The organism is Pseudonocardia sp. P1, assembly GCF_000178675.2.
GTDB lineage: Bacteria > Actinomycetota > Actinomycetes > Mycobacteriales > Pseudonocardiaceae > Pseudonocardia.
Genome location: NZ_ADUJ02000001.1, coordinates 4,584,001 through 4,610,004 on the forward strand (window position 1 = coordinate 4,584,001; position 26,004 = coordinate 4,610,004).

The window sequence follows — 26,004 nt, forward strand, 5'->3', positions numbered from 1 at the left end:
GAGCCCAGGTCCGGTGACACCGGACCGGAGCTCCTCGAGCCGCGGACCCCGCGGATGCGTCAGGACTTGACCAGCGGGTTGCCCATCGCCATCGCGCGTCCACCGAGGGTCTGGCCGAAGGCGTCGAACAGGATGTACGCGAACACGATGCAGAACCCGAAGGTCGTGATCCCGGCGATCGGGAACAGCCCCGCGTTCCCGGCCGTGACGCCGAGGTAGGCCAGCACGAAGGTGATGTCCACCAGTACGAAGCCGATCGTGAACATCAGCGGCAGGCGCAGGGTGGCCAGCGTCAGCAGGATGAAGACCAGGGTGAACGACAGCAGGTAGGCCGACTGGATCGACCCGATCTGGTCGGTCGCCAGCGGTCCGCCCGTGCCGGCGTCGATGATCCAGCCGTTGTTCAGCGCCATCAGGAGGACACCGAAGCTGGTCCAGAACGCGGAGAACACCCCGAAGATCGCGGCGGTGACACTGTCCCCGACCCGCAGTGCGGACATCGCGGCCAGCAGCAGGAACAGGCCCGCGGAGAAGGTGACGATCGGGATCATGCCGCCGGGCAGCGCGGTGGTGTCCAGGTAGCCGACGAACCAGAGGCCCAGCGTGATACCCGAGGGCAGGAAGCAGATCAGGCCCATCAGGGCGGGGTTGGCGGCCGGCGCGGCCGCCGCGGGCGGGGCGGCCGTCTGGGCCCCAGCGGTCTCGCTCTCCACACTCATCGCAGACTCCTCGTCGAGTTCGGTCACCGGTCCGGCACCGGCCGTGTGATTCTGCTCTCGTCGAGATCGTTTCCGGCCCCTCCGGACGACCAGACCGCATCCCCTACCCCGGTTGCACGCAGAAAGCCTGTTCTCCCAGGTCGGATCGCCCGGATCCTCTACCTCGGCGGCACGTCCGCGTCCTTCGGTCAGGTTCGGCGGCCCGTACCCGCACCTGCGAGGATGCCTGATGTGAGTGCAACGGTCATGGACGGCAAGGCGACCCTGGCGGAACTGCTCGAGGATCTGCGGGTCCGCGTCGAGAAGCTGACGGCGGCCGGGCGGACCCCCGGCCTGGGAACCGTCCTGGTCGGTGACGACCCCGGATCACACGCCTACGTCCGCGGCAAGCACCGCGACTGCGCGAAGGTCGGGATCACCTCCCTGCAGCGCGAGCTGCCGGCCGACGCGAGCCAGGCCCAGGTCGACGACACGATCGACGAGCTGAACGCCGACCCGTCGTGCACGGGGTTCATCGTCCAGCTCCCGCTCCCTGCCGGGCTGGACTCGGGTGCCGCGCTGGAGCGCGTCGACCCGCTCAAGGACGCCGACGGCCTCCACCCGGTCAACCTCGGCCGGCTGGTGCTCGGTGAGCCCGGTCCGCTGCCGTGCACGCCGCGCGGGATCGTCGCGCTGTGCCGGCGCTTCGGTGTCGAGCTGGACGGCGCGCGGGTCGTGGTCGTCGGGCGCGGGGTCACCGTCGGCCGTCCGCTGGGCCTGCTGCTGACCCGGCGCAGCGAGAACGCCACCGTGACCCTGTGCCACACGGGTACGACGGACCTGACCGCGCACCTGCGGGAGGCCGACGTCGTCGTCGCGGCCGCGGGCAGGGCGGGACTGATCACCGCGGACCAGGTCAAGCCGGGGGCGGCGGTGCTCGACGTCGGCGTGACCCGGACCGATCTCGGCCTGGTCGGCGACGTCGCACCGGAGGTCGCGGAGGTGGCCGGGCTGCTGGCGCCGATGCCGGGTGGTGTCGGCCCGATGACCCGCGGGATGCTGCTGACGAACGTGGTCGAGGCCGCGGAGCGCGCGGCGGGCTGAGCGTCCGGCACCCGGCCGGGGCGGAGGAGCACCGATGGCGACGACCCGGAGCGGGTTCGGGCTGCGAGCGCGGCTGCGCGCGTACTGGCCGCTGCTCACCGTCCTCGCGATCGCCCTGATCGGGCTGCAGCGGGTGGCCACCGAGCACTGGCGGGAGGGATCGGCCGCCCTCGGTGTCGCGATGCTCGTCGCGGCCGTGCTGCGGGTGGTGCTGCCGCCGGACCGGGTGGGGCTGCTCGCCGTCCGCGGCCGCTACGTCGACGCGCTCGTCTACGGCGGGTTCGGCCTCGCCGTGCTGGCGCTGGCCCTGACGATCACCCGGGGCTCGCTGACCGTCAGCTGAGACCGCTCAGCGCCGGGCGCCGCCGGGAGTGGCGGGTCCGGCCGGGCGACGGGTGGGCGGGCGCCGCGGACCGGCCGGGCGCTTGCTGCCCGGGCGCCCGGGGCCGGTGCTGGTGGCCCGGGGGCCGTGCGACGTCCCGGGCGTACGACGGTCCGGCCGGGCGGGGCCGGTGGCCCCGGGCGGCACGGCGGTCGGCTGCTTGATAATGATCATCGCTAACAGAATTCTACCGGGCGCTACGCACGCTGGGTGACGGGGGATGCCGCCGGACGGGTCCAAGATCGTCCCCGTCGGCCTCAGGGTCACCCGATGATCGCAATGGTGATCATCCGGGTGGCCGTATGTGAGCAGGGGTCGCCCCGGATGCGCCGAGGGCCCGTCCCGGCGATGCGGGTACGGGCCCTCGTGCGGAGGTGGTGCGCGGGATCAGCTCCTGCCGGCGAACCCGTCGATCGCGGCGTTGAGGGTCGCGCTCGGACGCATCACCGAGTCGGCCTTCGCGCGGTCCACGTAGTAGTAGCCGCCGAGGTCGACCGGGTCGCCCTGCGCGCCGTTCAGCTCACCGAGGATGGTCTCCTCCTGCTCGCCGAGGGCCTTCGCGAGCGGGGCGAACACCGCGGCCAGCTCCGGGTCCTCGGTCTGCTCGGCGAGCGCCTGGGCCCAGTACCACGCGACGTAGAAGTGGCTGCCCCGGTTGTCCAGCTCGTCGACCTTGCGGGACGGCGACTTCCCGTTCTCCAGGAGCAGGCCGGTCGCGTCGTCGAGCGCCTGGCCCAGCAGCTTCGCGCGCAGCGGGTCGGGCGACTTCGACGCCAGCATCTCCAGCGAGACGGCCAGCGCCAGGAACTCGCCGAGGGAGTCCCACCGCAGGTGGTTCTCCTTCTGCAGCTGCTGGACGTGCTTCGGCGCCGAACCGCCGGCGCCGGTCTCGAACAGGCCGCCACCGTTCATCAGCGGGACGATCGAGAGCATCTTCGCGGAGGTGCCCAGCTCGAGGATCGGGAACAGGTCGGTCAGGTAGTCGCGCAGCACGTTGCCGGTGACCGAGATGGTGTCCTCGCCCTTGCGGGCCCGCTCCAGGGTGTACCGGGTGGCCTCGCCGACCGGGAGGATCTCGATGGTCAGACCGTCGGTGTCGAGCTCGCCCAGGTAGGTCTCGACCTTGGCGATCAGCTGCGCGTCGTGGGCGCGCGAGGAGTCCAGCCAGAACACGGCCGGGGACCCGGTGGCGCGGGCCCGGTCGACGGCCAGCCCGACCCAGTTGCGGATCGGGGCGTCCTTGGTCTGGCAGGCGCGCCAGATGTCGCCCTCGGCGACCTCGTGGGAGAGCTTCTCCTCGCCGGAGGCGGCGTCGACCACGCGGACGGTGCCCGCGGAGGCGATCTCGAAGGTCTTGTCGTGCGAGCCGTACTCCTCGGCCTTCTGCGCCATCAGGCCGACGTTCGGGACGGTGCCCATCGTCGTCGGGTCGAAGGCACCGTTGGCGATGCAGTGCTTGACGGTCTCGTCGTACAGGTCGGCGTAGGACGAGTCCGGGATGACGAACTTGGCGTCCTGCGTCGCGTCGTCGGCGTTCCACATCTGGCCCGAGGACCGGATCGCGGCCGGCATCGACGCGTCGATGATGACGTCGCTGGGGACGTGCAGGTTGGTGATCCCGCGCGACGAGTCGACCTGGGCCAGCGCCGGGCCGGTCTCGTACGCGGCGGTGATCGCCTTCTCGATGGCCTCGCGCTTGTCGGCGGGCAGCTTCTCCAGCGCGGACAGGACCGAGGCCAGCCCGTCGTCCGGGTCGGCGCCGACCGAGGCGAGGTCGTCGCCGTAGGCGGCGAACACGTCGGCGAAGTAGGCGCGCACCGCGTGCCCGAAGATCTTCGGGTCGGAGACCTTCATCATCGTGGCCTTGAGGTGCACCGAGAACAGCACACCCTTCGCCTTCGCGTCGGCGACCTGCTCGGCGAGGAACGCCTGCAACGCCTCGCGCCGCATGACCGAGCCGTCGATCACCTCGCCGGCCAGGACCTTCACCGCGTCCTTGAGGACGGTGACGGTGCCGTCGGCGGCGACGTGCTCGATCCGCAGCGCGCCGTCGGCCGCGACGGTGAAGGACTTCTCGGAGTGCCGGAAGTCACCGTCGGACATGGTCGCGACGTGGGACTTCGAGTCGGAGCTCCAGGCGCCCATCGAGTGCGGGTGCTTCCGGGCGAAGTTCTTCACCGACGCCGGGGCGCGGCGGTCGGAGTTGCCCTCGCGCAGGACGGGGTTCACCGCGGAGCCCTTGACGGCGTCGTACGCGGCGCGGGCGGCCTTCTCGTCGTCGGTCCGCGGGTCCTCGGGGTAGTCCGGGACGTCGTAGCCGGCGCCCTGCAGTTCCTTGATCGCGGCCTTGAGCTGCGGGATCGAGGCGCTGATGTTCGGCAGCTTGATGATGTTGGCGTCCGGGGTCTTCGCCAGCTCGCCGAGCTCGGCGAGGGAGTCCGGGACGCGCTGCGCGTCGGTCAGCCGGTCCGGGAACTTCGCCAGGATGCGCGCGGCCAGCGAGATGTCACGGGTCTCCACGTCGACCCCGGCCTGCCCGGCGAAGGCCTCGATGACCGGCAGGAAGGAGTGGGTCGCCAGTGCCGGCGCCTCGTCGGTGTACGTGTAGATGAGCTTCATCGCGTGTCTGGCCTGCCTCGGGCTCGTCGGGTGTGTGCTGCGGCCCTGCCGCGACGCCGACGACCTGCCCGGGGTGACCGGGCGGGGGCCCCGGCGCGGCGGCCCGCTTTCCGCGGCACACGCTATCCCGTTCGGACCCCCGTCCGCCCGCAGGAGTAACCCGTCCGACACCCCGGCCGGTGGATCTGCGGAACGTGCCGGACCGGCTACCGTACGCACGACGACGACGACGGCGGGGAGGGGACGGACCGCGTGGCGAAGGTGAAGATCCCGGGGCTCACGAGGACGACGTTCCTGAGCGGATGGCCCCTGGTGGCGCTGATCGCGGTCGGGCTGACCGCCGTGGCCCTGCTCTACGGCGGCGCCACCGACGAGTTCGGCAGCACCTGCCGGGTGACCGTGCAGGCCGCCGAGGTGACGGTCCGTGCGGCGCCCGCGGCGTCCGCGCAGCCGGTCGACACGCTCACCCGGGGCGAGGAGGTCGGCGCCGAGACGATCGTCGACAGCGGCTTCCGCAAACTCACCGGCGGCGACCGGTGGGTGCCGTCGAACAGCGTCGCCGCGACCGCGGGCAGCGTGTGCTGAGGGGGTTGCAGCGCGTGACCTCCGGTACGGGAGGGTAGGGGCGTGCCTCCTCCCGTCCGTGCCCTCGCCACCGCGAACGTCAACGGTGTCCGGGCGGCCACCGGCAAGGGGCTGCTCGACTGGCTGGCGGTCGCCGACGCCGACGCCGTCTGCCTCCAGGAGGTCCGGGCGCGGCCCGAGGAGCTGCCTGCGGCCCTCACCGACGCGCTCGCGGCCGCCGGATGGCACCTGCGTCTCGCGCCGTGCGAGACGGCGAAGGGGCGCAACGGCGTCGCCGTCCTGAGCCGGTCCGAGCCGGAGGCGGTGCGCATCGGCTTCGGCGACCCGGCCACCGACCTCGATGGCCGCTACCTCGAGGTCGACCTGCCCGGTGACCTCACCGTCGCCTCGCTGTACCTGCCCAAGGGCGTCGCGGGCACGGACAAGCAGGACGCCAAGGACGCGTTCCTCAAGACCTTCGGCGACCACCTGCGCACCGCGTTCGCGCGGTGCGCCGCCACCGGCCGCGAGATGGTCGTCGCCGGTGACTGGAACATCGCTCCCACCGAGCAGGACCTGCGGAACTGGCGCAACAACCAACGCAACTCCGGGTTCCTGCCGCACGAGCGCGAGTGGTTCGCCGGGCTCCTGGAGCACGGCTGGACCGACGTCGTCCGCGCCCTGCACCCCGGCACCGACGGGCCGTACTCGTGGTGGACCTACCGCGGCCGCGCGTTCGACAACGACGTCGGCTGGCGGATCGACCACCTCCTGACGACGCCGGGGCTCGCCGCGGCCGCGCACGAGGCCGTCGTGGAGCGCGCGCCGTCGCACGACACCCGCTGGTCGGACCACGCGCCCGTGGTGGTCCGGCTCGGGGCCGGCGCCCCGGCCGGGGGTACCGAGTGATCGAGAGCAGGGTCGTCGGGGGTCGCTACCTCCTGCTCGACGAGCTCGACCGGCGCGGGTTCGGCCCGTCCCGGCGTGCCGAGGACCGGATCACCGGCCGGACCGTGGCCGTCACCGAGATCGTGATGCCCGCCGACGGTGCCGCGCGGCAGCGGCTGCTCGCCGAGGTCCGGGCCGCGGGCCGGCTGCGGCACCCGGGCGTCGTCGGCGTCCTGGACCTGATCACCGACCGGGCCGCGGACGGCGGCATGCGCGAGTACCTGGTCACCGAGCACCCCGACGCCCGCCCGCTCGGGCGGCTCGTCGCCGGTGACGATCCGCCGTCGCTGCGCGCCGTCGCCGGGATCGGCCGCGAGGTGCTGGCCGCACTGCGCGACGTGCACGCCGGCGCGGGCACGCACGGTGGTCTCGACCCGGACTGCGTCCTGATCACGCCGGACGGCCGCGCGCTGGTCACCGACGTCGGGCTGAGCCGGGCCGTCGGACCGCGGGCCGCCGGCGCCGACACCGGGGCCTTCACCGCGCCCGAACGCGACGGCGGCACCGGGGACACCCCGGCCGCGGACCTGTGGAGCCTCGGCGCGGTGCTGCACCACGCCGGCGGCCGGGAGGCCGCCCCGGGCAGCCCGCTGGCGCAGGCGATCACCGGTTTGACCGCGGCCGACCCTGCGGAGCGACTGGGGCCGGACGACGCCGACGCGCTGCTGGGACGGGCCGCCGGGCCCCGTGGGAGCGGCGGTGACCTGGGGCGGAACCGGTGGATCCTGCTGGTCGTGGCCGCGTTGCTGGCCGTCGCCGTCGTCGCGATGCTCCTCTGGGTCGTGCGTTAGGCCACCCGGAAACCGCTCGCCCGCACCACCAGGATGGAGTCATGAGCGAGACCACCGGCGCCGCCGAGCACCCCGCCGACCACCCCCGCGTCGCGTCCGTGAAGGAGTCGTTGCGTCGGGCCGGCGCCGACCCGGCGTCGATCGCCGGGCTCGTCCTGCTGCCCGACGCGGTGACGACCGCGGCCGCCGCGGCCGCCGCGCTGGACGTCGAGGTCGGCCAGATCGCGAACTCGCTGGTGTTCGACGCCGGCGGGGAGCCGCTGCTCGTCCTCACCTCGGGCCGGCACCGGGTGGACACCGACCGGGTCGCGGCACTCCTGGGGGTGGCCGTCGGGCGGGCCGACAAGGAGTTCGTGCGGACGGCGACCGGGCAGGTCATCGGCGGTGTGGCGCCCGTCGGGCACCCGGCGCCGCTGCGCACCCTGGTCGACGTCGCCCTCGACGACTACGACCGCGTCTGGGCCGCGGGTGGTGTCGCGCGGTCGGTGTTCCCGACGACCTTCGCCGAACTCGTCGCGGTCACCGGTGGCACGGCGGCCGAGGTCGCCTAGATCTATTCCCGGCAGTGAGGAGATGCTCCGTAGTCGATCGGAGGGTCGCTGCGCCGTTCCGGGGTACCTAGTGTGGATCCCATGGCCGACACTCCTGCCGCCCCCGTCCCGGCCGAGGCCGCCCCGTCGGACTCCGCCCTGCGCCGGGCGCTGCGCCGGGTACGGGACGGGTCCACGCTGGACGTCACCGAGGCCGCCGTGCTGCTCGCCGCGCGTGGTGAGCATCTCGACGAGCTGCTCTCCCACGCCGGCCGCGTCCGCGACGCGGGCCTGGTCGAGGAGGGGCGCCCGGGCGTCGTCACGTACTCCCGCAACGTCTTCATCCCGCTGACCCGGCTGTGCCGGGACCGGTGTCACTACTGCACGTTCGCGACCGTCCCGCACCGGCTCGACTCGATGTTCCTGGAGCGCGACGAGGTCGTCGAGATCGCCCGGCAGGGTGCGGCGCAGGGGTGCAAGGAGGCGCTGTTCACCCTCGGGGACCGGCCCGAGGAGCGCTGGCCGCAGGCCCGTGAGTGGCTCGAGGCCCGTGGCTACGACTCGACGCTGGACTACGTCCGGGCCTGCGCGATCGCCGTGCTCGAGGAGACCGGGCTGCTGCCGCACCTGAACCCGGGCGTCATGTCCTGGGAGGAGATCACCCGGCTCAAGCCGGTCGCGGCCAGCATGGGGATGATGCTGGAGACCACCTCGCAGCGGCTGTTCGAGAAGGGCGGCCCGCACTTCGGCAGCCCCGACAAGGAGCCCGCGGTCCGGGTGCGCGCGCTCGCCGACGCCGGCCGCGTCGGCGTCCCCTTCACCACCGGGATCCTGATCGGGATCGGGGAGAACCGCACGGAGCGGGCCGAGTCGCTGTTCGCGATCCGGTCCGCCGCCCGCCAGCACGGGCACGTGCAGGAGGTCATCGTCCAGAACTTCCGGGCCAAGCCCGACACCGCGATGGCGAACGACCCGGACGCCGATCTCGACGACCTCGCCGCCACCATCGCCGTCTCCCGGCTCGTCCTGGGGCCCAAGGTCCGGCTGCAGGCACCGCCGAACCTGGTCGGCGACGAGCAGGCGCTGATGCTGCGCGCCGGGATCGACGACTGGGGCGGCGTGTCCCCGGTGACCGTCGACCACGTGTCCCCGGAGATGCCGTGGCCCGCCGTCGACGAGCTGGCCCGGGTCACCGCGGAGGAGGGCTTCGAGCTGCGCGAACGCCTCACCGCCTACCCGAAGTACGTGCGGGCAGGGTCGCCCTGGATCGACACCCGGCTGCACGGCCACGTCGCCGCGCTCGCGACGCCGGACGGCCTGGCCGACCCCGGCGCCGTCGTGCAGGGGCTGCCCTGGCAGGAGCCCGACGGCGGCTTCGAGTCGACCGGGCGGACCGACCTCCACACCGCCGTCGACACCGAGGGGCGGACCGACGACCGGCGCAGCGACTTCGGTTCGGTCTACGGCGACTGGGACGAGGTCGCGGCCGAGCTGGAGTCCCAGCGGGCGCGGGCGCCCGAGCGGCTGGCGGGCGACGTGAAGGCGGGGCTGGAGCTCGCCGCGTCCGACCCGGCCGCCCTGCTGGACCCGGCGAACGAGGCCGCCGCGATGGCCGTCCTGACCGGCGAGGGGCCCGCGCTGCGGGAGCTGACCCGGCTCGCCGACGACGTCCGCAGGCAGGTCAACGGCGACGACGTCACCTACGTCGTCAACCGCAACATCAACTTCTCGAACGTCTGCTACGTCGGCTGCCGGTTCTGCGCGTTCGCCCAGCGCGAGCGCGACGCCGACGCCTTCCGGCTCTCGCTCGACGAGATCGCCCAGCGTGCCGCCGAGGCCGCCCGCGACGGTGCGACCGAGGTGTGCGTGCAGGGCGGCATCGACCCGCAGCTGCCGGTGTCGTTCTACGCCGACCTGGTGCGCGCGGTGCACGAGGCGGTGCCGGGGATGCACGTGCACGCGTTCTCCCCGATGGAGATCGTCTCCGCCGCCGCGAAGGCCGGGGTGTCGATCCGGGAGTGGCTGAGCGAGCTCAAGGCAGCCGGGCTCGGGTCGATCCCGGGCACGGCCGCGGAGATCCTCGACGACGAGGTCCGCTGGGTGCTGACCAAGGGCAAGCTGCCGGCGTCGCAGTGGATCGAGGTCGTGTCGACCGCGCACGAGCTGGGGATCCCGTCGTCGTCGACGATGATGTACGGCCACGTCGACGAGCCCCGGCACTGGCTGGGACACCTGCGCACGCTCGCCTCGGTCCAGGACCGGACCGGTGGGTTCACGGAGTTCGTCCCGCTGCCGTTCGTGCACCACAACGCGCCGATCTACCTCGCCGGGATCGCCCGGCCGGGGCCGACGGAGCGCGACAACCGGGCCGTGCACGCGTTCGCCCGGCTGGCCCTGCACGGCCGGATCGACCATGTCCAGGTGTCCTGGGTGAAGCTCGGTGACGAGCTGGCCGGCCAGGTGCTGAACGGCGGCGCCGACGACATGGGCGGCACGCTCATGGAGGAGACCATCAGCCGGATGGCCGGGTCGGAGAACGGCTCGGAGCGTTCGGTGGAGGAGCTGACGGAGATCGCGCACGCGGCCGGGCGCCCGGTGCGGCAGCGGACGACGACCTACCGCGGCGAGCCGTCGGTGCTCACCCCGGCGCGTCCGTCGGGGCCGCGGATGCTGCCGCTCGCCCCGGCCTGACCTCGTCGCGGACGGACGCGGCCGGGCGCCGTGTCCGTACCGTGGCCTGCATGGGTGTACTCGGAGAGATGTTCCCGCGGAAACGGATCCACGAGGACTCGGACGCGGCTCAGGGCGGGGAGCAGTGGCGCCTGGGGCCGATCGACCTCGACAAGGGTGTCGTGACGGTGGAACCCGCTGCCGCGTCCGGCAGCGCGGACGACGACACCGACGACACCGACGCCGCCGACGACGCGGCCGGTGACGGCGGCGACGAGACGGCCCCCCGGAACCGTCCCGCCTGACCGCACGACCGGCGGGAGTGCGGCGGCGTCCCCCTCTGCGCCGCCACGCGTCCCGACCGGTCGTGGACGGGTGGACCGCGCGCTCGGCGCGGACCCACCTTCCGCTCACACCCGGCGCGCGCTCCCCGCTGCACACCCGGCTTCGATGAGCAGAGTCAGACGCAGAGTACGATCATGGTCGGTCCAGGTCAAGGAGGAGGGTGCGTGCAGTCGCAGGCGCTGGGTGCCGTCGGGCGCGGTCTCGGGCTGCTCGCCGACACCTGGACACTGCTCATCCTGCAGCGCGCCTTCCTGGGAGTCCGCAGGTACGCGGGGTGGCGCGAGACCCTCAACATCTCCGACGCCACCCTGTCCGCACGGCTGCGCTCGCTCGTCGAGGCCGGCCTGCTGGAGACCCGTCCTTATCGTGAGGGTGGCCGCGAGCGGCGCGAGTACGCGCTGACCCCGCGCGGCGAGGACGTCTGGAAGCTGTTGATCACCACGTGGGACTGGGAGAAGACCTGGGTGCCGCGGGAGGTGCCGCTGCCGGACATCGTGCACCGGGCGTGCGGCGAGCCGTCGCGGCCGCAGCTGCGGTGCGTCTCGTGCGGGGACGTCGTCGGTCCGCGGGACACCGAGTTCCACCGGGTCCCGGGGTCGCCCGGCCTGGAGGTACTCGCCCGGCAGCACCCCCGGCGCACCCGCGGGACGCTGCCCGACGACCCGCTGTCGTTCCTCCCCGGTGCGATGGAGATCATCGGCGACCGGTGGGGGGTGACGGTGCTGGGGGCGGCGCTCACCGGCATCACGTCCTTCAGCTGCTTCACCACCGAGCTGGGGATCTCGCCGGAGGTGCTCTCCGACCGGCTGCGCCGGTTCGTGGAGCTGGGCGTGCTGGTCCGCACCGGGACGGGCAGCTACCGGCTGACGGACAAGGGACGCGCGTCGTTCCCGCTCCACGCCTGCCTCGTCGACTGGTCGCACCGCTGGATCGGCGGTGACGGCGCACCGATCGACATCGTCATCCGGCACGTGGGTTGCGGCGAGAACCTGCAGGTCCGGCTGGACTGTGACCGCTGCGGCCGGGCGTTCGACCGGGGCTCGGTGTCCCCGGTCCAACCCCGTTGATCGGGCTGGAACGATGGGGCCATGACCGACGCCCACCGTCCGCGCGTGCTCTCCGGGATCCAGCCCACCGCCGACTCGTTCCACCTCGGCAACTACCTGGGCGCGCTGCGGCAGTGGGTGGCGCTGCAGGAGGACCACGACACCTTCTACTGCATCGTCGATCTGCACGCGATCACCGTCGAGCACGACCCGAAGGAGCTGGCCCGGCGCACCCGGGTCGCCGCCGCGCAGCTCCTGGGCCTGGGGCTCGACCCGGAGCGGTCCGCCCTGTTCGTGCAGTCGCACGTCCCGGAGCACGCCCGCCTCAGCTGGGTGCTGGAGTGCATCACCGGCTTCGGCGAGGCCGGCCGGATGACGCAGTTCAAGGACAAGTCGGCCAAGCAGGGCACCGACCGCGCCACCGTCGGACTGTTCACCTACCCGATCCTGCAGGCCGCGGACATCCTGCTCTACCAGCCCGACCGGGTGCCGGTCGGTGAGGACCAGCGCCAGCACCTGGAGCTGACCCGCAACCTCGCGCAGCGGTTCAACCACCGGTTCGGCGAGACCTTCCGGGTGCCCGAGCCGCACATCCCGCAGGCCACGGCGAAGATCTACGACCTGCAGGACCCGACGGCGAAGATGAGCAAGTCGGCGTCGTCGCCGTCGGGGATCGTGGAGCTGCTCGACCCGCCGAAGACGTCCGCGAAGAAGATCCGCTCGGCCGTCACCGACAACGAGCGGGAGATCCGCTACGACCCGGAGGGCAAGCCGGGCATCGCGAACCTGCTCACGATCAACGCGGCGATGACCGACCGCAAGGTCGCCGAGGTCGAGGCGGAGTACGCCGGTCGCGGGTACGGCGACCTGAAGAAGGACCTCGGTGAGATCGTCGCCGGGTTCGCCGAGCCGTTCGCCGAGAAGGTGAACGGCTACCTGGCCGATCCGGCCGAGCTCGACCGGGTCCTCGCGACGGGCGCCACCCGGGCGCGCGAGGTGTCCGGCGCGACACTGGCCGCGGTTCACGAGAGGATCGGGCTCCTCCCGCCCACGGTGTGACCACCGCCCGGGGCGGGCGAGCACGACCGAACCCGGGGGAACCATGGCCGACAACCGTCCGACCACGACGGCGCACCGGTTCGACGAGGACGAGGAGGAGGGCCCGACCTTCCTCGAGCGGCAGCGGGAGCAGCGCCCGTGGCTGGACCACCTGGTGCGCGCCGGTGCGCGGTACACCGAGAACCACGGTGACCACTACGCGGCGGCCATCACCTACTTCTCGGTCCTCGCACTGGTGCCGCTGCTGATGGTCGCGTTCGCCGCGGCCGGGTTCGTGCTGCGCGGGAACGAGGAGCTGCTGCAGTCGCTGCAGGACGGGATCGCGTCGGCCGCGCCGGGGGAGATCGGACAGCTGCTCAGCGGCGTCGTCGACACCGCGATCAAGCAGGCGGGGGCGATCGGCCTGATCGGCCTCGTCGGTGCGCTCTACTCCGGGATCGGCTGGATGAGCAACCTCCGCGAGGCGCTCACCGAGCAGTGGGGACAGCGCGACGACGCGCCGCCGATGATCAAGCGGCTGGCGTTCGACCTGCTCTCCCTGGTCGGGCTGGGGCTGGCCCTGGTCGCCTCGTTCGCGATCGCCTCGGTCGGGGGCGCGGCCGGTGCCTACCTGCTCGACCTGGTCGGGCTCGGCGAGGTCGGGTGGGCCCGGTTCCTGCTGGGGGTCGCGGCGTTCCTGCTCGGTCTCGCCGGGAACTGGCTGGTCTTCCTCTGGGTGATCGCCCGCCTGCCGCGCGAGCCGGTCAGCTTCCGCAGCGCCGCCAAGGCCGCGCTGATCGGCGCGATCGGCTTCGCGATCCTGCAGCAGGTCATGGTCGTCTACCTGGGGACGATCGGTAACTCGCCGGCCGGTGCCGCGTTCGGGTCGATCCTCGGTCTGCTGATCTTCATCTTCTTCACGTCGCGGTTCCTGCTGTTCGTCACCGCCTGGGCGGCGAGCGCCGAGGAGAACGACCAGGGCCCGCGCGACGTCCCGGCCCCTGCCGTCATCCGCCCGCAGTACGTCGTGCGGGAGGGGCCCGGCGCGCTCGCGTCGGCGGGGCTGGTCACCGCCGGACTCCTCGGCGGGGTGCTCGGCCTGCGGGCCTGGGGCCGGCGCCGCCACTGAGCGGTACTCGTCCCGGCCCCACACCCGTGTTGATCGGCATCGCCGCACACGGAGGGGGTACTCCGCACAGGTAGAGGGATCACCGCACAGGTTGACGGCATGCCGCACAGGACTAGCCCTGTGCGGCTGCCGCAGATGGTGTGCGGCTGACGGGGAAGAAGCGCGGCTGACACAGAGGGTGTGCGGCTGGCGCGGACGGGGGCGGTCCGGCGGGTCAGCCGCGGCGGCGACGGGTCAGCGTCAGGAGGAGTGCCACAACCCCCACCGCCGCGGCCACCGCGCCGACGGCGATCGCGGATCCGGGGTCGGTGCCCTCCCGATCCGGATCGGAAGCAGGATCCGAGCCCGAGCCCGAGCCCGAGCCCGAGCCCGAGCCCGAGCCCGAGCCCGGAGCCGGAGCGGGGGCCGGCTCCGCCCCTGCCGCGAGATCGGCGACGGGCGTGTCGTCGCCCGGTGCGACGAGCGTCCCGAGCGAGTCCTGCGGGGCGCCGAAGCCCCAGTCCAGCAGCGATCGTGCCTGGTCCACCATCCGCACCGGCTGCGACTCGCCGCGGACGAGGGCGACGACCAGTCGTCGTCCGTCGCGTTCGACGGCGCCGACGAAGGTGTGCCGGGCGGCGTCGGTGAACCCGTTCTTCCCGCCGAGGAAGCCGGGGGTGCCGAGCATGCGGTCGTCGTTGCCGAGTTCGAAGCCCGGACGGTCGGCGAACCCGGGGAAGGGGATGCTCGGGGTGCGCAGCGCCGCCGCGATCCGGGGCCGGTCGAGCGCCGCCCGCAGGATCAGTGCGAGGTCGTATGCCGATGACGACATCCCCGGACCGTCCAGCCCGGACGGCGTCGCGGGCCGGGTGTCGCGGGCCCCGAGGTGCGCGGCGGCGTCCTGCATCGCGGCCAGCGTCGCCTGGTCCCCGCCGAGCTCGCGGGACAGCGCGTGCGCCGCGTCGTTGCCGGAGGCCAGCAGCAGGCCGTGCAGCAGCTGGTCGACGGTGTAGCGGCCGCCGGGGCCGACACCGGCGCGGCTGCCGTCGATGTTCGCGTCCTCCACCGTGCCGACGACGACCCGCTCCGGCGGGAGCACCTCGTCGGCCACGAGCGCGAGCAGCAGCTTGATCGTGGACGCCGGCCGCTCCCGGGCGTGCGGGGCGCGTGCGGCGAGGACCTCGTGCGAGTCCAGGTCGGCGACCACGTAGGACGCGACGCCGACCGGGGGCGGCGGCACCGGGCCGACGTGGGCGTCGGCGCAGACGGCCAGGCCGCCGACGGGCGGCGACGGCACCGGGAGCGGCGCCACGGGGACGGTCTCCTCGGCCGCGGGCGGACCGGGCGGGGCGGCCTGACCGGGACAGCCGGCTGCGGCGGCCGGGACCGGGCCGACGAGCCGGGTACCGCCCGGTGCGAGGTCGGCGAGCCAGGTACCGCCCGGCCCGGAGGCGGAAGCGTCCGGTGCCGCGACCGCCGCACCCGCCGTCAGCAGGAGCAGCCCGGGCACCAGCAGGGCCGTCGCGCACCGCCGCCACCGGCGGGCCGTCGTCGTCACACGCGCAGCATGCCCCATGGTGGGGCTCAGCCCTCGACGATGCTCCGCACGCGGTCGAGGCTGCGCTGCAGGCCGTCCCGCATCATCCCCTCGCGGTCCCGCCCCAGCAGACCGCTGCGCTGCAGCAGCCGGACCGGCAACGGGGGCCGCCCGACGCTCTCCCGCCAGGCGGTGAGCTGCGTGGCCGCGCCGCCGTCGGCCGGGGTCAGCACCCAGCCCCACGCGGTCCGCGACTCGGAGACGACGAAGGTGAACCGGCGGGCCGGCTCGCACTCGGTGACCCGGCAGTGGGTCGACCAGCGGATCGCGCCGTGCCGGTTCCCACCGACGAACCGCCCGCCGACGGCGGGTCCGGTCGCGCCGTCGCGCCAGCGCCCGCCGGTGGCCTCCGGGCTCCACTCGCCGGCCCGGGTGATGTCCGAGACCAGGTCCCACACCTTCTCTGGCGGGGCGTCCACGGTCACTTCGGCACGGTCCACGACGGTTCGTCCTCCTCGACGAGGCATACGGCGGCACCCGGCCCAGGAGCTGCTCCGGGTGGGTGAACCGTACCGTCCGTCAACCGCTCGACGATTCCGCGTCACGACGATGTTTCGACTCTGCCGCCGGACCCTGTGAACGATTACCGTCCCGCGGGAACGTGCGCCGCCGACCGAGCGGTGCCGGAACGGGGAGGACGTTCGTGCGGATCAACCAGCGCATCGGACGGCGTGGCCGGTTCGCGACCGCGATCGCCGTCGCTGCCGTCGCGGCACTCGCACTGTCGGGCTGTGCCCGCGACACCGGCGGCGGTGGGGGGACCGCGCAGGGCGGGGAGTGCGAGCGCGTCGCGCCGCCGTCCGTCCCGGCGGCGAGCGCGCAGCCGGCACCGGAGAAGCCGAAGGCGGACGCGAGCCCGCTCAAGGTCGGCCTGGCCTACGACATCGGCGGGCGGGGCGACGCGTCGTTCAACGACGCCGCCGCGGCCGGCCTGGACCGGGCCGTCGCCGAGCTGGGCCTGCAGAAGGCCAACACCCGCGAGGCGACCGCGCAGCAGGGCGAGAGCGAGGACGCCGGCACGAACCGGCTCCGTCAGCTCGCGCAGGGCGGTTTCGACCCGATCATCGCGGTCGGCTTCAACTACGCCACCGGCGTGGGCACGGTCGCGAAGGAGTTCCCGCAGACGCAGTTCGCGATCGTCGACGACGACACCGTCGACCTCCCCAACGTCACCCCGCTGGTGTTCGCCGAGGAGCAGGGCTCCTTCCTGGTGGGTGCCGCAGCCGCGCTCAAGACGGCGACCTGCAAGGTCGGTTTCGTCGGCGGCGTCGACAACCCGCTGATCCAGAAGTTCGAGGCCGGGTACGAGCAGGGCGCCACGGCCGTCGCGCCGGACGTCCAGGTCGACGCGTCCTACATCTCGCCGGCCGGAGACTTCTCCGGCTTCAACGACGCCACCCGCGGCACCGAGATCGCCTCCGGCCAGTACGACAGCGGCTCGGACATCTCCTTCGCCGCCGCGGGGCAGTCGAACCAGGGCGTCTTCGCGGCCGCGCAGACCGCGCAGAAGAAGGCGATCGGGGTCGACTCCGACCAGTACAACTCGCCGCAGCTGACCGAGGTCCGCGACACGATCATGACGTCGATGATCAAGCGGGTCGACGTGGCGGTGTACGACTACGTCAACGCCGTCGCCGGCAACACGGTCGACCAGCTGCCCGAGCGGTTCGACCTCAAGAACGACGGCGTCGGCTACTCCCTCTCCGGTGGACAGGTCGACGACATCCGGCCGCAGCTCGAGGCGTACAAGGCCGCGATCATCGCCGGGCAGATCCAGGTCACCTCGACGAAGTGACACAGGAGCCGTACGCGGTCGAACTGCGCGGGATCACCAAGCGGTTCCCCGGCGTCGTCGCCAACGACGGCGTGGACCTCGCCGTGGCCACCGGTGAGGTCCACGCCCTGTGCGGCGAGAACGGGGCCGGCAAGTCGACCCTGATGAAGATCCTCTACGGGATGCAGCCGCCGGACGAGGGCACGATCGCCGTCGGTGGGGCGGAGATCCGCTTCCGCAATCCCGCCGACGCGATCGCCGCCGGGATCGGGATGGTCCACCAGCACTTCATGCTGGCCGACAACCTCACCGTCGCCGAGAACGTGCTGCTCGGGGCGGAGCGGTTGCACGGCATCGGGCGCGCCGGCCGGGCCCGGATCGCGGAGCTGTCCGCGACCGTCGGGCTCGGGGTGCGGCCGGACACGCTCGTCGAGCACCTCGGCGTCGCCGACCGGCAGCGCATCGAGATCCTCAAGGTGCTCTACCGGGGCGCCCGCACGGTGATCCTCGACGAGCCGACCGCGGTGCTGGTCCCGCAGGAGGTCGACGAGCTGTTCGCGACCGTGCGCTCGATGCGGGCCGACGGCTACACGTTCCTGTTCATCTCGCACAAGCTCGACGAGGTGCGCGCCATCGCCGACCGGATCACGGTCGTCCGGCGCGGCCGCACGGTCGGCACCGCCGACCCCGGCTCGGTCACCAACCGCGAGCTCGCCGAGATGATGGTCGGCTCCGAGCTGCCGTCGCCGGAGACCCGCGACTCGACCGTCACCGACCGCGAGGTCCTCCGCGTCGAGGGGCTCGGCCTGCCCGACCCGCACGGCGGCCGGGACCTGCTCGACGGCGTCGATCTCGTCGTGCACGCCGGTCAGGTCGTGGGCATCGCCGGCGTCGAGGGCAACGGCCAGACCGAGCTGGTCGAGACGGTCATGGGGATGCGCAGGCACGCCCGCGGCCGGGTCCTGCTCTCCGGCGACGACGTCTCCGGGCTGTCCACGATGGCCCGCCGCGAGCGCGGCGTCGGCTACGTCCCCGAGGACCGGTCCCGGCACGCCCTGCTCGGCGAGCAGCCACTGTGGGCGAACCGGGTGCTCGGCTTCCAGTCCCGGCCGCCGATCGGGCGGCGCGGGCTGATCGACCGGGCCGCGGCCCGCGCCGACACCGCACGGATCGTGAGCGACTTCGACGTCCGCACGCCCGGCATCGACGTCATGGCGTCGGCGCTCTCCGGGGGCAACCAGCAGAAGCTCGTCGTCGGGCGGGAGCTGTCCGGTGAGCCGGTGCTGCTGATCGCCGCGCACCCGACCCGCGGCGTCGACGTCGGCGCGCAGGCCGGGATCTGGGCCGAGCTGCGCCGGGCGCGGGCCGCGGGCCTCGCCGTGCTGCTGGTCTCCGCCGACCTGGACGAGCTGATCGGGCTGTCCGACACGCTCGCCGTCATCCTGGACGGGCGGCTGGTCGGCACCGCCGATCCCGCCACCGTCACCCCCGAGGAGCTGGGCACGAAGATGACCGGGGCCGCGACATGATCCGGCTGCGGGGCGCGATCGTGGCGCCCGCGCTGGCGATCGGCGTCGCCGCGCTGCTGTGCGCGGTCGCGCTGCTGATCAGCGGCGCCTCACCGTGGACGGCGATCACCACGATCCTGTCCCAGCTCGGTTCGGGCACGGTCGCGGTGGACACGGTGAACTCCGCCGCCGTCTACTACATCGCCGCGCTGGCGGTCGCGATCGGCTTCCAGATGCGGTTGTTCAACATCGGCGTCGAGGGGCAGTTCCGGGTCGCCGCCTGCGTGGCGGCGATCGTCGGCGGGACCGTGGTCCTGCCGCCGGTGCTGCACACGCTGCTGATCATGGTCGTGGCGGTGCTGACGGGGGCGGCGTGGATCGCGATCCCCGCCCTGCTCAAGGCCTACCGCGGCGTCTCCGAGGTCATCTCGACGATCATGCTGAACGCGATCGCCACCGGGCTGATCGCCTTCCTGATCCGGGCCGAGACCTTCGGCGAGCTGCGCGGCAACAACATCACCACCCCGCCGATCCCGGAGTCCGGCTGGTTCCCGGGTATCTCGGTCGGCAACGGGACGATCTTCGGGATGGTCTTCGTCGCCGGGGCGCTGGGAGCGGGCTACTGGTTCCTGCTGGCCCGCACCCGGTTCGGCTTCGAGCTGCGTGCCTCCGGCGAGTCGGCGACGGCGGCGTCGGCGGGCGGGGTGAACGCCCGCCGGACGATCGTCGTCGCACTGCTGCTCTCCGGCGCCGTCGCCGGCCTGATCGGGCTGCCCGAGCTGCTCGGCCGCGACCACGCCTACACGCTCACGTCGCCGCAGGGGTACGGCTTCACCGGCATCGCGATCGCGCTGCTGGGCCGCAACCACCCGGTGGGCATCGCGCTCGGCGCGCTGCTCTGGGCGTTCCTGGACAAGTCCGCGGTGGCGCTCGACGTCGTCGGGATCCCGCGGGAGATCGTGCTGATCATGCAGGGGCTGATCGTGCTGTCGGTGGTCGTCGCCTACGAGCTGGTACGACGGGTGGAGCGGCGCGCCGAGCAGCGGCGGGTCGCGGACTCCGCACCCGCTCCGGAACGGGTGGAGGCGACGACATGACCGCCGCCGTCCTGGAACGCGCCGGGCGGCTGCCCGGCTGGGCGCGGTCCGCGCTGATCGCGGCGGGGCTGGTGCTCGTCCTGTCGATCACGGTGACGCTGACCGGGCAGACCCAGCTCGCCTCGTCCGGCACGTCGGAGGCCGCCGTCCGGCTCGGCCTGCCGATCCTGTTCGCGGCGCTCGGCGGGCTCTGGGCCGAGCGCGCGGGCATCATCAACATCGGTCTCGAGGGCATGATGGTGCTCGGGACCTGGGGTGCCGCCTGGGCCGGCTACCAGTGGGGGCCGTGGGCGGCGATGCTCGGCGGGCTCGCGTTCGGCGCGCTCGGCGGGCTGGTGCACGCGGTCGCGACGGTCACGTTCAACGTCAACCACATCGTCTCCGGGGTGGCGATCACGCTGCTCGGCACCGGGATCACCAAGTACCTGGCGACGCTCGTCTTCGCACCGGTCTCGCAGAACCCCCGCCAGTCCCCGCGGCTCGACGGGTTCACCGAGTTCTCCGTCCCCGGAGTCTCGCAGGGGTTGCAGGCGCTGGAGGCACAGCAACGGGTGTTCGTGTCGGACCTCGCCGGGCTGCTGTCCGGCCTGGTCACCGGTCTGACGCCGATCGTCGTCCTCGGGTTCGCGCTGGTCCCGTTCAGCTTCTGGGTCCTGTGGCGGACACCGTTCGGGCTGCGCCTGCGGTCGTCGGGCGAGTCGCCGGTGGCGGCCGAGTCGCTGGGCGTCGACGTCGTGCTGCACAAGTACGCCGCGGTGATCGTCTCCGGCGGGCTCGCCGGGCTCGGCGGCGCGGCGCTGGTGCTCAACCCCGGCCAGCTCGGCTACCTGGAGAACCAGGTGGGCGGCCGCGGCTACATCGGCCTCGCCGCGATGATCTTCGGCAACTGGCGGCCCGCCGGGCTGCTGGTCGGCTCGGCGCTGTTCGGCTACGTCGACGGCCTGCAGCTGCGGGCCGGCGGCGAGGCGGTGCACGCGCTCCTCTACGCCGCGACCCTCGTCGCGGTCGTCGTCGCCGTGCTGTGGGCGATCCGGCGGATGTGGACGGCCGCCGCGGTCGCGCTGGGCGCCGGCGTCGCGGTCTACGCGCTGTACTGGTCGATCGAGTCGGTGCCGTCGGAGTTCGCGTCCTACGCCCCGCAGCTGGTCACGCTGATCGTGCTCGCGGCAGCGTCCCAGCGACTACGACCACCGGCCCGGCTCGGCGATCCGTACCGGCGCGGGGAGGGCCGCTAGGTGGTGGGCGGCGGACCGTCCGGCGCCGGTGCGGACATGGTGCGCCCGGACCCGCCGGTGCCCGGCTGGGACGCGTTGCGCGCGGCCGCGGTCGAGGCCGCGGCCTGGGCGTACGCCCCGTACTCGGGCCTGCGGGTGGGCGCCGCGGCACTCGTCGACGACGGCCGGGTGATCACCGGCTGCAACGTCGAGAACGCCTCCTACGGCCTCGGCGTCTGCGCCGAGGTGACCCTCGCCGGGCAGCTGCGGCTCTCCGGCGGCGGACGGCTGCTGGCGGTCGCGTGCCGGTCCGGCGGCGGCGACCTGCTGATGCCGTGCGGCCGGTGCCGGCAGGTCCTGTACGAGTTCGGCGGACGGGAGCTGCTGTGCGACACCCCCCGGGGCGTGCTGCCCTTCACCGAGGTGCTGCCCGACGCGTTCGGCCCGGAGCACCTGCCGTGACGGTCGACGGGGACGCCGGGAGGTCGCGATGATCCGCGGGGTGGGATGGGCCGACGCGCCGGAGCCGGCGCCGTCGTTCAGCGCGGTCGAGATCATCGCCGCCAAGCGGGACTGCCGCGAGCTGACCCGCGACCAGATCGAGTGGGTGGTGGGCGCCTACACCCGCGACGAGGTCGCCGACGAGCAGATGTCCGCGCTCGCCATGGCGATCCTGCTCAACGGGATGCACGCGGCCGAGACGGCGCACTGGACCCAGGCGATGATCGACTCCGGGGACGTCCTGGACTTCGGCGACGTCGGGCGCCCGCTGGTCGACAAGCACTCCACCGGCGGGGTCGGCGACAAGATCACCCTGCCGCTGGCGCCGCTGGTCGCGGCCTGCGGTGCGGCCGTCCCGCAGCTGTCCGGGCGCGGGCTCGGGCACACCGGCGGCACCCTGGACAAGCTGGAGGCGATCCCCGGCTGGCGGGCGTCGCTGTCCACCGCGGAGATCCGGGAGCAGCTCGCCGAGGTCGGCGCCGTGATCTGCGCGACGACCCCGACGCTGGCACCGGCCGACCGGCGGCTCTACGCGCTGCGCGACGTCACCGGCACCGTCGAGTCGGTCCCGCTGATCGCCAGCTCGATCATGAGCAAGAAGCTGGCCGAGGGCACCGGCGGGCTGGTGCTCGACGTCAAGGTCGGGTCCGGTGCCTTCATGAAGAGCCTCGGCCGCGCCGGGGAGCTGGCCGACGCCATGACCGGGATCGGCGCCGCGCACGGCCTCCCGACGACGGCGCTGATCACCGACATGGCCCGCCCGCTCGGCCGGTGCGTGGGCAACGCGCTCGAGGTCGGGGAGTCGGTGGAGGTGCTCCGCGGCGGCGGACCCGCCGATCTCGTCGAGCTGACGGTCGCGCTGGCCCGCGAGATGCTGGACCTGGCCGGGATCACCGACGCCGATCCGGCCGCGGTGCTCGCGTCCGGCAAGGCCCACGCGGTGTGGGAACGGATGATCGCCGCGCAGGGCGGCGACCCGGACGCGCCGCTGCCGGTCGCCCGGCACGTCGAGCAGGTCACCGCGGACCGGTCCGGCGTGTTCTCCGGAGCCGACGCGCTCGCCGTCGGCACCGCGGCCTGGCGGCTCGGTGCCGGGCGGGCCCGCAAGGAGGACCCGGTGCAGGCCGCGGCAGGGGTGCGGTTGCTGGTGGAGCCCGGCGACGAGGTCCGGGCCGGGACGCCGCTGCTGGAACTGCACACCGACACCCCGGAGCGGATCCCGGACGCACGGAGGCTGGTCGCCGGTGCGGCGCTGCTGATCACGGCGGACCCGCCGCCGGAGCGGGACCTCGTGCTGGACGTGCGCCGGGCGGAGTGACCCGCGGGCCGGCGTCCGGACGGGGCCACGGTCCTGCGCCGGGCGGCTCGGGGCGGACGATTCCGATCCGGCACGATGGTGCGCGATGCGTGAGGACCGACGGGTGGAGCGGGACCCGATACCCCGACCGGTGATGCCGGAGCGGGGCCGCCCTGCACCCCCGGAGACCGCCGGGGAGGTCACCCGCCCGGTCGGGCGACCGGTGCGGCCGGACGACGGCCCGGAGACCACTCCGATCGACCCGGTCGCCGCCCCCGGTCGGCGCGAGCCGGAGACCCCGACCCAGGGGATCCCGGCCGCGGCACCGGGCGCGGACCCGGGGACCCCGGCGAAGGGGACCGAGAACGCGGGCTCCCTCGTCCGGTCCTCCGGGATGATCGCGATCGCCAGCCTGGTCAGCCGGGTCACCGGGTTCGTCCGGAACCTGGCGCTGGTCGCGGTGCTGGGCCTGGCCGTCGTCAACGACTCGTACAGCGTGTCCAACACGCTGCCGAACATCGTCTACGAGCTGCTGCTCGGCGGTGTCCTCACCAGCGTGATGATCCCGGTGCTGGTCCGGGCCCAGGCCGAGGACGCCGACGGCGGCGAGCACTTCACCCGCAAGCTGCTGACGGTCGTCGGTGCGGCGCTGCTGGTCGCCACGGCGATCGCCATGCTCGCCGCGCCGCTCCTCACCGCGCTCTACATCAGCTCGGACACGGGCCGGGCCAATCCCGAGCTGGCGACGGCGTTCGCCTGGCTGCTGCTCCCGCAGATCTTCTTCTACGGCATCGGGGCGCTGCTCGGCGCGATCCTGAACTCCAAGCAGGTGTTCGGGCCGTTCGCGTGGGCGCCGGTGCTGAACAACGTCGTCGTGCTGGGCGTGCTCGCCGTCTACGTGCTGGTACCGGGGGAGATCTCCACCGACCCCGTGCAGATGGGCGACCCGAAGCTGCTCGTCCTGGGGCTGGGTACGACGCTGGGCATCGTCGTCCAGGCGCTCGTGCTGATCCCCTTCATGCGGCGGATCGGGTTCCGGTACCGCCCCGTGTGGGGCTGGGACCCGCGCCTGTCGCTGGCCGGCGGGATGGCGTTGTGGATCGTCGGCTACGTCCTCGTCGGGCAGGCCGGCTACGTCGTCACCACCCGGGTGGCCACCCAGTCCGACGGCGGCTCGTTCGCCACCTACATGAACGCGTGGCTGCTGCTGCAGGTCCCGTACGGCGTGCTCGGCGTCTCGCTGCTGACCGCGCTGATGCCGCGGATGAGCCGGGCCGCCGCGAACGGGGACACGGCGCAGGTCGTCACCGATCTCTCGCTCGGTGCCCGGCTCTCCACGGTCGGGCTGCTCCCGATCGCGGCGATCATGACGGCGTTCGGCGGAGCGCTGGGCACCGCGCTGTTCTCGGTCGGCGCGGGCAGCGGCACGGGGGCGGCCCGGCTCGGCGAGACCGTCGCCTGGTCGGCGTTCGGGCTGCTGCCGTACGCGGTGACGATGCTGCAGATGCGGGTCTTCTACGCGATGACCGACTCGCGGACCCCGACGCTGATCCAGGTCGGCATGGTCGGCGTGAAGATCCCGCTGCTGCTGCTGTGCCCGCTGCTGCTGCCCCCCGAGCAGGTCGTGCTGGGCCTCGCCGCGGCGAACGGGCTGTCGTTCGTCGGCGGTGCCGTGATCGGGCAGTGGCTGCTGCGCAGGCGGCTGGGCCGGGTCCGCACCGCCGAGGTGCTGAACACCCTGTTCCGGGTCGCGTTCGCGTCCGCCGCGGGCGCGGCGATCGCCTGGGGTCTCGCGCAGCTCGCGGAGCCCGCGATGGCCGACTGGCCGGTCGTCGCCCGGGCCTGGACGATCCTGGTCGGCGGCACCCTGGTCGCGCTGCCGCTCGCGGTCGTGGGCATGCGGCTGCTGAAGGTCGCCGAGCTCGACGCGGTCTTCCGGCGCCTCGCACGGCGGTGACGGCCGTGCCAGCATCGGGCCGGTGGACCCTCTCGAGTTCCCGCCGCTGAGCGAGCTGCGCCGCCGCACGAGCATGAAGTGGCGGACCTACGACGACGACGTCCTCCCGCTGTGGGTGGCGGAGGCCGACGTCGGGCTCGCCCCCGCCGTCGTCGACGCGGTCACCGGGGTGCTCCGGCGCGGCGACACCGGCTACCCGGCCGGCTCCGGCTACGCCGAGGCGTTCGCGCGGTTCGCCCGGGACCGGTGGGGCTGGGACCTCGACCCGCGGCGGGCGCTGGTCGTGCCGGACGTGATGCAGGGTGCCGTCGAGACGCTGCGGGTGGTCGCCCCGGACGGCGGTGTCGTCGTCACGCCGCCGGTGTACCCGCCGTTCCACTCCCACCTGCGTCAGGCGGGCCTGGAGCCGGTGCCGGCGCCGCTCACCGCCGAGGGCCGGCTCGACCCCGACACCCTCGCGACGGCGTTCGCCCGGGCGGGCGTGGGTGCGTTCCTGCTGTGCTCGCCGCACAACCCGACCGGCACCGTGCACACCGCCGCCGAGCTCGCGGTCGTGGCGGAGCTCGCGCGCCGGCACGGGGTCACCGTCGTCGCCGACGAGATCCACGCCCCGCTGGTCGACCCGGGCACGCCCTTCACACCGTGGCTGACCGTGCCGGGGGCGGAGGACGGCGTCGCACTGCTGTCGGCGTCGAAGGGATGGAACCTGGCCGGGCTGAAGGCGGCGATCGCCGTCGTCGGGCCGGAGGCCGATCCGGGACGCCTGCCCGCGGAGATCCTGGAGGTCGGGGCGAGCCACGTCGCCGTGCACGCGCACGTCGCGGCGCTCGACGACGGCCGGGACTGGCTCGACGGCTTCGTCACCGCGATCGCCGGTAACCGGGCGCTGCTCGGCGAGCTGCTGGACGGGTGGCTCCCGGACGTCCGGTACCGGCCGGGAGCCGCGTCGTTCCTGGCGTGGCTGGACTGCCGGGCCCTCGGGCTCGGCGACGATCCCGCGGCCGTGTTCCTGGAGCGGGGCCGGGTGGCACTCAACGCGGGCCTGCCGTTCGGGGTGGGCGGAGCCGGGCACGCCCGCCTGAACCTCGCGACGCACCCGGACGTCCTCACCGAGGCGGTGCGCCGGATGGCCGGCGCGCTGCGCTGACCCGCCCGGCACCGGCCCGGGACGCACGAACGCCGCGCCCCGGGTGCGGGACGCGGCGTTCGCGGGGAT

23 protein-coding genes are annotated in these 26,004 nt (G+C 73.6%); 19 read left to right on the top strand and 4 right to left on the bottom strand.

What is annotated here, in order from left to right:
• Positions 1–59: 59 nt before the first annotated feature.
• Positions 60–719 carry a GPR1/FUN34/YaaH family transporter gene (locus tag PP1_RS21165; RefSeq protein WP_033200406.1) on the bottom strand — a complete coding sequence of 220 codons (660 nt, stop codon included), beginning with the start codon at positions 717–719 and terminating at the stop codon, positions 60–62.
• Between the two features lie 231 nt (positions 720–950).
• Between PP1_RS21165 and PP1_RS21170 the strand changes: the two genes are divergently transcribed.
• A complete protein-coding gene (locus PP1_RS21170; protein ID WP_029239886.1) occupies positions 951–1,802 on the top strand; it encodes a bifunctional methylenetetrahydrofolate dehydrogenase/methenyltetrahydrofolate cyclohydrolase in 852 nt (283 codons plus the stop codon).
• A 34-nt stretch (positions 1,803–1,836) separates the two neighbouring features.
• Complete coding sequence (locus PP1_RS21175) at positions 1,837–2,145, top strand: DUF3017 domain-containing protein (RefSeq protein WP_060574872.1); 309 nt, start codon at positions 1,837–1,839, stop codon at positions 2,143–2,145.
• A 426-nt stretch (positions 2,146–2,571) separates the two neighbouring features.
• Here PP1_RS21175 and PP1_RS21180 read toward each other — a convergent pair whose 3' ends face one another.
• Positions 2,572–4,803 (bottom strand): NADP-dependent isocitrate dehydrogenase, encoded by a 2,232-nt coding sequence (locus PP1_RS21180; RefSeq protein WP_010234095.1) that lies wholly within the window; start codon positions 4,801–4,803, stop codon positions 2,572–2,574.
• Positions 4,804–5,055: 252 nt separating this feature from the next.
• On the opposite strand from PP1_RS21180, the gene PP1_RS21185 reads away from it, so the two are divergent.
• The 9 genes from PP1_RS21185 to yhjD all read left to right on the top strand — a co-directional run bounded on the left by PP1_RS21185 (position 5,056) and on the right by yhjD (position 13,864).
• Positions 5,056–5,388, top strand: a complete 333-nt coding sequence (locus PP1_RS21185) for a hypothetical protein (protein WP_010234099.1) — start codon at positions 5,056–5,058, stop codon at positions 5,386–5,388.
• 42 nt (positions 5,389–5,430) lie between these two features.
• Positions 5,431–6,276 carry an exodeoxyribonuclease III gene (locus tag PP1_RS21190; RefSeq protein WP_010234102.1) on the top strand — a complete coding sequence of 282 codons (846 nt, stop codon included), beginning with the start codon at positions 5,431–5,433 and terminating at the stop codon, positions 6,274–6,276.
• A complete protein-coding gene (locus PP1_RS21195) occupies positions 6,273–7,106 on the top strand; it encodes a protein kinase domain-containing protein (RefSeq protein WP_060574875.1) in 834 nt (277 codons plus the stop codon). The genes PP1_RS21190 and PP1_RS21195 overlap by 4 nt, the downstream gene beginning before the upstream one ends.
• Positions 7,107–7,147: 41 nt before the next feature.
• The gene (locus PP1_RS21200) at positions 7,148–7,657 is read left to right on the top strand and encodes a YbaK/EbsC family protein (protein ID WP_010229365.1); all 510 of its coding nucleotides are present in this window, start codon (positions 7,148–7,150) and stop codon (positions 7,655–7,657) included.
• A gap of 81 nt (positions 7,658–7,738) precedes the next feature.
• Complete coding sequence (locus PP1_RS21205; RefSeq protein ID WP_010229368.1) at positions 7,739–10,327, top strand: bifunctional FO biosynthesis protein CofGH; 2,589 nt, start codon at positions 7,739–7,741, stop codon at positions 10,325–10,327.
• Positions 10,328–10,377: 50 nt separating this feature from the next.
• Positions 10,378–10,611, top strand: a complete 234-nt coding sequence (locus PP1_RS21210) for a hypothetical protein (RefSeq protein WP_033199464.1) — start codon at positions 10,378–10,380, stop codon at positions 10,609–10,611.
• 204 nt (positions 10,612–10,815) lie between these two features.
• Entirely contained in the window at positions 10,816–11,718 is a 903-nt protein-coding gene (locus PP1_RS21215) for a winged helix-turn-helix transcriptional regulator (protein WP_010229374.1), read from the top strand.
• Positions 11,719–11,739: 21 nt separating this feature from the next.
• Complete coding sequence (gene trpS / locus PP1_RS21220) at positions 11,740–12,756, top strand: tryptophan--tRNA ligase (RefSeq protein WP_010229375.1); 1,017 nt, start codon at positions 11,740–11,742, stop codon at positions 12,754–12,756.
• Positions 12,757–12,799: 43 nt separating this feature from the next.
• Positions 12,800–13,864, top strand: coding sequence for an inner membrane protein YhjD (gene yhjD, locus PP1_RS21225; protein WP_010229378.1), 1,065 nt, complete (start codon positions 12,800–12,802; stop codon positions 13,862–13,864).
• A 214-nt stretch (positions 13,865–14,078) separates the two neighbouring features.
• Here the strand turns inward: yhjD and PP1_RS21230 are convergent, their stop codons facing one another.
• Both PP1_RS21230 and PP1_RS21235 read right to left on the bottom strand, forming a co-directional pair.
• Positions 14,079–15,401 carry a D-alanyl-D-alanine carboxypeptidase family protein gene (locus PP1_RS21230; protein ID WP_249266048.1) on the bottom strand — a complete coding sequence of 441 codons (1,323 nt, stop codon included), beginning with the start codon at positions 15,399–15,401 and terminating at the stop codon, positions 14,079–14,081.
• A 26-nt stretch (positions 15,402–15,427) separates the two neighbouring features.
• A complete protein-coding gene (locus PP1_RS21235) occupies positions 15,428–15,880 on the bottom strand; it encodes an SRPBCC family protein (protein ID WP_010230155.1) in 453 nt (150 codons plus the stop codon).
• A gap of 203 nt (positions 15,881–16,083) precedes the next feature.
• Between PP1_RS21235 and PP1_RS21240 the strand changes: the two genes are divergently transcribed.
• The 8 genes from PP1_RS21240 to PP1_RS21275 all read left to right on the top strand — a co-directional run bounded on the left by PP1_RS21240 (position 16,084) and on the right by PP1_RS21275 (position 25,935).
• A complete protein-coding gene (locus PP1_RS21240) occupies positions 16,084–17,235 on the top strand; it encodes a BMP family lipoprotein (protein ID WP_010230153.1) in 1,152 nt (383 codons plus the stop codon).
• Positions 17,232–18,743 carry an ABC transporter ATP-binding protein gene (locus PP1_RS21245; RefSeq protein WP_010230151.1) on the top strand — a complete coding sequence of 504 codons (1,512 nt, stop codon included), beginning with the start codon at positions 17,232–17,234 and terminating at the stop codon, positions 18,741–18,743. Before PP1_RS21240 ends, PP1_RS21245 begins: the two co-directional genes overlap by 4 nt.
• On the top strand, positions 18,740–19,819 hold the full coding sequence (locus tag PP1_RS21250; protein WP_010230148.1) for an ABC transporter permease: 1,080 nt from the start codon (positions 18,740–18,742) through the stop codon (positions 19,817–19,819). The genes PP1_RS21245 and PP1_RS21250 overlap by 4 nt, the downstream gene beginning before the upstream one ends.
• Complete coding sequence (locus PP1_RS21255) at positions 19,816–21,054, top strand: ABC transporter permease (protein WP_010230145.1); 1,239 nt, start codon at positions 19,816–19,818, stop codon at positions 21,052–21,054. Before PP1_RS21250 ends, PP1_RS21255 begins: the two co-directional genes overlap by 4 nt.
• A 36-nt stretch (positions 21,055–21,090) precedes the next feature.
• Positions 21,091–21,495: a cytidine deaminase gene (locus PP1_RS21260; RefSeq protein WP_033199552.1), complete on the top strand. Its 405-nt coding sequence runs from the start codon at positions 21,091–21,093 to the stop codon at positions 21,493–21,495.
• Between the two features lie 28 nt (positions 21,496–21,523).
• Entirely contained in the window at positions 21,524–22,852 is a 1,329-nt protein-coding gene (locus tag PP1_RS21265; RefSeq protein WP_010230140.1) for a thymidine phosphorylase, read from the top strand.
• Between the two features lie 85 nt (positions 22,853–22,937).
• Entirely contained in the window at positions 22,938–24,788 is a 1,851-nt protein-coding gene (gene murJ / locus PP1_RS21270) for a murein biosynthesis integral membrane protein MurJ (RefSeq protein ID WP_075314691.1), read from the top strand.
• 22 nt (positions 24,789–24,810) lie between these two features.
• The gene (locus PP1_RS21275; RefSeq protein WP_010230134.1) at positions 24,811–25,935 is read left to right on the top strand and encodes a MalY/PatB family protein; all 1,125 of its coding nucleotides are present in this window, start codon (positions 24,811–24,813) and stop codon (positions 25,933–25,935) included.
• Positions 25,936–26,004: the final 69 nt, after the last annotated feature.

Coding starts and splice junctions, on each gene's coding strand:
- PP1_RS21200 (WP_010229365.1), top strand. CDS start 7,148: ATGAGCGAGACCACCGGCGCCGCCGAGCACCCCGCCGACCACCCCCGC.
- trpS (WP_010229375.1), top strand. CDS start 11,740: ATGACCGACGCCCACCGTCCGCGCGTGCTCTCCGGGATCCAGCCCACC.
- yhjD (WP_010229378.1), top strand. CDS start 12,800: ATGGCCGACAACCGTCCGACCACGACGGCGCACCGGTTCGACGAGGAC.
- PP1_RS21255 (WP_010230145.1), top strand. CDS start 19,816: ATGACCGCCGCCGTCCTGGAACGCGCCGGGCGGCTGCCCGGCTGGGCG.
- PP1_RS21250 (WP_010230148.1), top strand. CDS start 18,740: ATGATCCGGCTGCGGGGCGCGATCGTGGCGCCCGCGCTGGCGATCGGC.
- PP1_RS21205 (WP_010229368.1), top strand. CDS start 7,739: ATGGCCGACACTCCTGCCGCCCCCGTCCCGGCCGAGGCCGCCCCGTCG.
- PP1_RS21265 (WP_010230140.1), top strand. CDS start 21,524: ATGATCCGCGGGGTGGGATGGGCCGACGCGCCGGAGCCGGCGCCGTCG.
- PP1_RS21260 (WP_033199552.1), top strand. CDS start 21,091: ATGGTGCGCCCGGACCCGCCGGTGCCCGGCTGGGACGCGTTGCGCGCG.
- PP1_RS21180 (WP_010234095.1), bottom strand. CDS start 4,803: ATGAAGCTCATCTACACGTACACCGACGAGGCGCCGGCACTGGCGACC.
- murJ (WP_075314691.1), top strand. CDS start 22,938: ATGCGTGAGGACCGACGGGTGGAGCGGGACCCGATACCCCGACCGGTG.
- PP1_RS21175 (WP_060574872.1), top strand. CDS start 1,837: ATGGCGACGACCCGGAGCGGGTTCGGGCTGCGAGCGCGGCTGCGCGCG.
- PP1_RS21210 (WP_033199464.1), top strand. CDS start 10,378: ATGGGTGTACTCGGAGAGATGTTCCCGCGGAAACGGATCCACGAGGAC.
- PP1_RS21165 (WP_033200406.1), bottom strand. CDS start 719: ATGAGTGTGGAGAGCGAGACCGCTGGGGCCCAGACGGCCGCCCCGCCC.